We start from the raw sequence: 4800 nt of genomic DNA, 5'->3' as shown, positions 1-4800 counted from the left end.
TGGCTCGTACAACCCAAAGCCCGATTGATTCAAGCTTGCCGATGGTAATAAGCCCATTGAGCCTGTGATCATGGCGCACTCATCTGACAAAATATCGCCAAATAAGTTATCGCAAAGTAATACATCAAATTGGCTAGGCTGCTTAACTAACTGCATAGCGGCGTTATCTACGTATATATAATCTAGGCTTACTTCTGGGTAGTCTTTGCTTACTTCGGTTACTACTTCGCGCCATAGTACGCTTGATGCAAGTACGTTTGCTTTATCAACAGAGGTAACATGGTTACTACGTAGTTTTGCCGCTTCAAAAGCAAAGCGTGCAATACGTTCAATTTCTTTTCGTGAGTATGTTTGCGTATCAAATGCAAACTCTTCTGCGCCTTCACCACTGCGACCTTTTTCACCAAAATAAATGCCACCAGTTAGTTCGCGCACGCACAAAATATCAAAACCTTTTTCACTAATATCAGCGCGAAGTGGCGACGCTGCACTTAATGCAGGTAATAACTGTGCAGGGCGTAAATTACAAAACAAACCAAAGTGCTTACGAAGCGGCAATAACGATGCGCGCTCAGGCTGCTCGTTTGGTGGTAAGTTTTCCCATTTAGGACCGCCTACCGAACCAAATAAAATAGCGTCTGAGTTTTCACACGCAGTAAGCGTGCTCTCTGGTAATGCTTTACCAAATTCGTCAATGGCTGCACCGCCAATTGCATAATGCTCGCGGTTTAGGGTAAAACCAAACTTATTGCTCACAGCATCAAGTACTTGCTCTGCTGCTGCCATTACTTCTGGACCAATACCGTCGCCAGCTAATACTGCAACGCTGTAGTTTGTTTTACTCATCCTGCTTTCCTTTGTTGTTTTAAATCAGACACTTTTTGTGCACGATAAATTAAGTTATAAACACGGATCATGGCGCGTACCGACGCTTCAACCACATCCGCTGCAATGCCCGCACCGTGGTAAGGTCGACCATCGTATTTAGCTATAATATTTACTTGGCCTAATGAGCTTGCACCTTGACCTGTCGCTTCTAAGTTATATTCAATCATTTCAACGCTCATACCGGTTAAGCGCTCAATAGCTGCAAACGAGGCTTCTACTGGACCATTACCTGTCGCGGCCTCTTGTTTAGCTTCGCCATCAATTCGCATTCCAATCGTAGAACTTGCTACCGATTGTGAGTTAGAGGCTGAGTTAACAAATTCTAATTGGTATTTTTCGTCTTTGTCGTTAATTTGATTAAAGTAAATCATCGCCTCAAGGTCGTAATCGTATACTGTGCCTTTTTGGTCAGCCAATTCGATAAAGCTTTTATATAAGCCATCCATATCGTAATCAGATTTTTGATAGCCTAACTCTTCTAAGCGATGCTCAATAACATGACGACCCGAACGCGAAGTCATATTTAATTGGTTGCTTGGCACACCAACGCTTTCTGGCGACATAATCTCATAAGTATTTTGCGCTTTTAATACACCGTCTTGGTGAATGCCAGAACTATGTGCAAAGGCGTTTTCGCCAACAATTGCTTTATTTGGCTGTACTGGCATATTACAAATTTTAGCCACTTGGCGAGATGCGCGGTAAATTTCTTCACTTTTAATATCGGTATATACTTTTAAGTGGTCGTGGCGCATTTTCATGATCATCGCCACTTCTTCAAGCGAGCAGTTACCAGCACGCTCACCAATGCCATTAATAGTACACTCAATTTGACGTGCTCCGGCTTGCACTGCAGCTACTGAGTTTGCTACTGCTAGGCCTAAATCGTTATGGCAATGCACACTTAAGCGCGCTTTATCAATATTTGGCACGTTATTCATTAAATGGCGGATCATAGCGGCGTATTCGTCTGGCGTTACAAAACCAACGGTGTCTGGCAAGTTAATAGTTGAAGCTCCGGCATTAATTGCCTGCTCAACAATTTTACATAAATCCCAATGCGGCGTACGACCGGCATCTTCACACGAAAATTCAACATCATCAGTATAGTTACGTGCCAATTTAATTGATTTAACAGCCATTGCCGTTGCATCGTCTAAGCTCATACGTAATTTATGTTCAAGGTGCAAAGGGCTTGTAGCAATAAAAGTATGAATACGGCTTTGCTGAGCTGTGCGAAGTGCTTCGCCACAGGCTTCAATGTCTTTAGCAACTGAGCGTGCCAAACCACAAATAATCGGGCCTTTTACTTCGGTTGCAATACGTTGCACCGAGCGAAAATCAGCAGGGCTCGAAACCGGAAAACCCACTTCCATCACATCCACATTCAAGCGGCTAATTGTATGTGCTAATTGAATTTTATCATCTTCAGTAAGGCTTGCTTTAAGCGCCTGTTCGCCATCACGTAAGGTGGTATCAAAAATCCATACTTTATCTTGCTCTTGCATAACTGCCCCTCATTCCTATGTTACCCAAATTTCAATTAATCCCAGCCGCGAGATAAAAAAAACCCCGCAATTGCGGGGTTTTTAGTGTTCAACTCGATGCAAACACACTAATCCCCGCTTACTTGCCATAGCAGTAAGAGGTTAAGTTTTAGTGTAATTAAACGAATAATATGCATCTTGTTTTCTTGTGTGTGTGTTCAGCGAAACCCATTTTTAACATTACAAAGCGCTGGGCGCAAGCATAAAAATTCCAATAAATAGATTTAAAAGCGATTCAAAAAGGTTTTATTATGCAAAATAGAAGTGGTTTATAGATTTTTTTTACAGCATACATCAATGAAATGTTTAAATTAATAAGCACTGTAAAGCACAGTGCTTATATTAGCTTTTTGCTATTATTTTAAACTATATCTCTTTAGTGCTTTCTCTTACGTAATGCGACGCACCACGCGTAATGTAACGCAGTTGCCAAATAACACGTTCAACAAGTTCATCGCGCTGCTGCCCTTCTATATCAAGCGCTTCGGCGCCAGCATTAAATACGAGCGTCACCATGGCCTCTGACTGAATATATGCATGCATAGCGTTGCACTTAGTTTCACTCTCTAAATAATGGGCAAGCTCTAAAATAAAATGTTTAATTTCTCGAGCTACAGCAGCCCTAAATGCTTTAGAGGTACCAGAGCGTTCTCGCAATAACAATCTAAATTGGTTGCTTGAATTATCAATAAACTCCATAAAAGTAACCACTGAGGTATTTATAACACTGCCGCCATCGTTTGCTATGCGCCTGCGCGCTTGACGCATAAGTTGACGAAGGGTTAAACCCGCTTCATCTACCATGGTTAAACCAAGCTCATTCATGTCTTTAAAATGACGATAAAATGAAGTTGGAGCAATACCTGCTTCTCGCGCCACTTCCCGTAGGCTTAAATTCGAAAAACTATGATCTGCGCTTAGCTGATTAAATGCCGCTTGAATTAACGCCTGTCGTGTTTTTTGTTTCTGTTGCGCTCTAACACCCGACATCAACAGCTCCCTGAATAATTTTATGTGAATATTTAGTGATTTTAACTCAATTCCCCAGTCTAATACTTGACGACGAGAGTTTGAAATACTATTTTAGCTTACAGTTGTACGCTGAGATTGAGACTTATGAATAAACCACCGATTATTTGGACAAACGTCCTATTTTTTAGCCTTACCTTTTTGGCGGCTATTACACTTGTTCCTTGGTATGGCATTAGCTACGGATTTACCAGCGCACATTGGATTGCTTTTGTAGGCTGCATGTTTTATGCGGGCCTATCTATTACTGCTGGTTACCATCGACTATGGGCACACAAAACTTATAATGCACACCCAGCAGTTGAATTTATTTTTGCGCTTGGCGGTGCTTTTGCACTGCAAAACAGTGCGCTGCATTGGAGTAGCGATCACCGTATACACCATGGCCAAGTTGACGACCCAATAAAAGACCCTTACGCCNCAGCCATATTGGCTGGATGTTACGTGACTACCAAGGCGATAGCTATAACGACTATACTAATTGTCGTGATTTACAACGAAATAAAATCGTTATGTGGCAACACAAGCACTACTTAAAGCTTGCTATTGCTATGAACGTAGGCTTGCCGCTTGCACTTGGTTTATTAGTTGGTGATGTGTGGGGTATGTTAATTCTTGCAGGTTTACTACGTTTAGTACTGAGCCAACATTTTACCTTTTTTATTAATTCGGTTGCACATATTTGGGGTTCTCGCCCATACACCGAAAAAAATACGGCACGCGATAACGGCTTTTTAGCGTTATTTACGTACGGCGAGGGTTATCATAACTTTCACCATATTTTTGCAAGTGACTACCGTAACGGCATTAAATGGTTTCATTACGACCCAACTAAATGGATGATCCGCTCTTTAGCTGCTGTTGGTTTAGCCAATAAATTAAAGCGCACACCTGTTGAACGTATCGAAAAAGCAAAGGCCGAAACGCTAATGAGTAGGACGCAAACGCGTCTTGCAAAATTGCCTTTAGCCCAAGATAAGCTTACATTATTACAACAAGAGTACGATTTACTGCTGAAAAAACTGCAAAATTACTGTTCATTACAAAAACAAGTGTTAGAAGTTAAAAAAAATAACATGGCAAAGCAGTGCGAACAGTCAGCATTAATGACACAATATCACGAGCTGGAAGCCGCTTGGGAAAATCAAAAGCAAGCATGGCTAGCACTTAATGCGAGGTTATTAAAAGCCTCTTTTAATTAATTTAGGAGTGGCAGTGGCCAAACAACCAGAACAAAAAAAAGTACCCGTGACATACCAATATGACGCAATAATTATTGGCACGGGTCCTGGCGGTGAAGGTACCGCCATGAACCTTTCGAAAAATGACAAAAAAG

General features: G+C 41.6%; 3 protein-coding genes and 1 pseudogene. 1 reads left to right on the top strand and 3 read right to left on the bottom strand.

Annotation, left to right across the window (positions count from 1 at the left end; translation table 11 throughout):
* From leuB to fabR, 3 genes are all read right to left on the bottom strand, one after another.
* A partial coding sequence (gene leuB, locus L647_RS0102915; protein ID WP_024609862.1) for a 3-isopropylmalate dehydrogenase occupies positions 1-846 on the bottom strand: 846 nt, incomplete at its 3' end.
* Complete coding sequence (gene leuA / locus L647_RS0102910; protein ID WP_008171909.1) at positions 843-2396, bottom strand: 2-isopropylmalate synthase; 1554 nt, start codon at positions 2394-2396, stop codon at positions 843-845. The genes leuB and leuA, both read right to left, overlap by 4 nt.
* Before the next feature lie 405 nt (positions 2397-2801).
* The gene (gene fabR, locus L647_RS0102905) at positions 2802-3425 is read right to left on the bottom strand and encodes an HTH-type transcriptional repressor FabR (protein ID WP_024609861.1); all 624 of its coding nucleotides are present in this window, start codon (positions 3423-3425) and stop codon (positions 2802-2804) included.
* Positions 3426-3551: 126 nt separating this feature from the next.
* Here fabR and L647_RS01000000123550 point away from each other — a divergent pair.
* Positions 3552-4666: pseudogene (locus L647_RS01000000123550) on the top strand (fatty acid desaturase).
* Positions 4667-4800 lie beyond the last annotated feature (134 nt).

It is taken from the genome of Pseudoalteromonas sp. TB64 (assembly GCF_000498095.1).
Classification (GTDB): Bacteria; Pseudomonadota; Gammaproteobacteria; order Enterobacterales; family Alteromonadaceae; genus Pseudoalteromonas.
The sequence above is the reverse complement of the archived record's forward strand: the minus strand, read 5'-3'. Positions and strand labels throughout refer to the sequence as shown.

Excerpts from the sequence above, each read along its gene's own strand:
- leuA (WP_008171909.1), bottom strand. The coding sequence starts at position 2,396 with ATGCAAGAGCAAGATAAAGTATGGATTTTTGATACCACCTTACGTGAT.
- fabR (WP_024609861.1), bottom strand. The coding sequence starts at position 3,425 with ATGTCGGGTGTTAGAGCGCAACAGAAACAAAAAACACGACAGGCGTTA.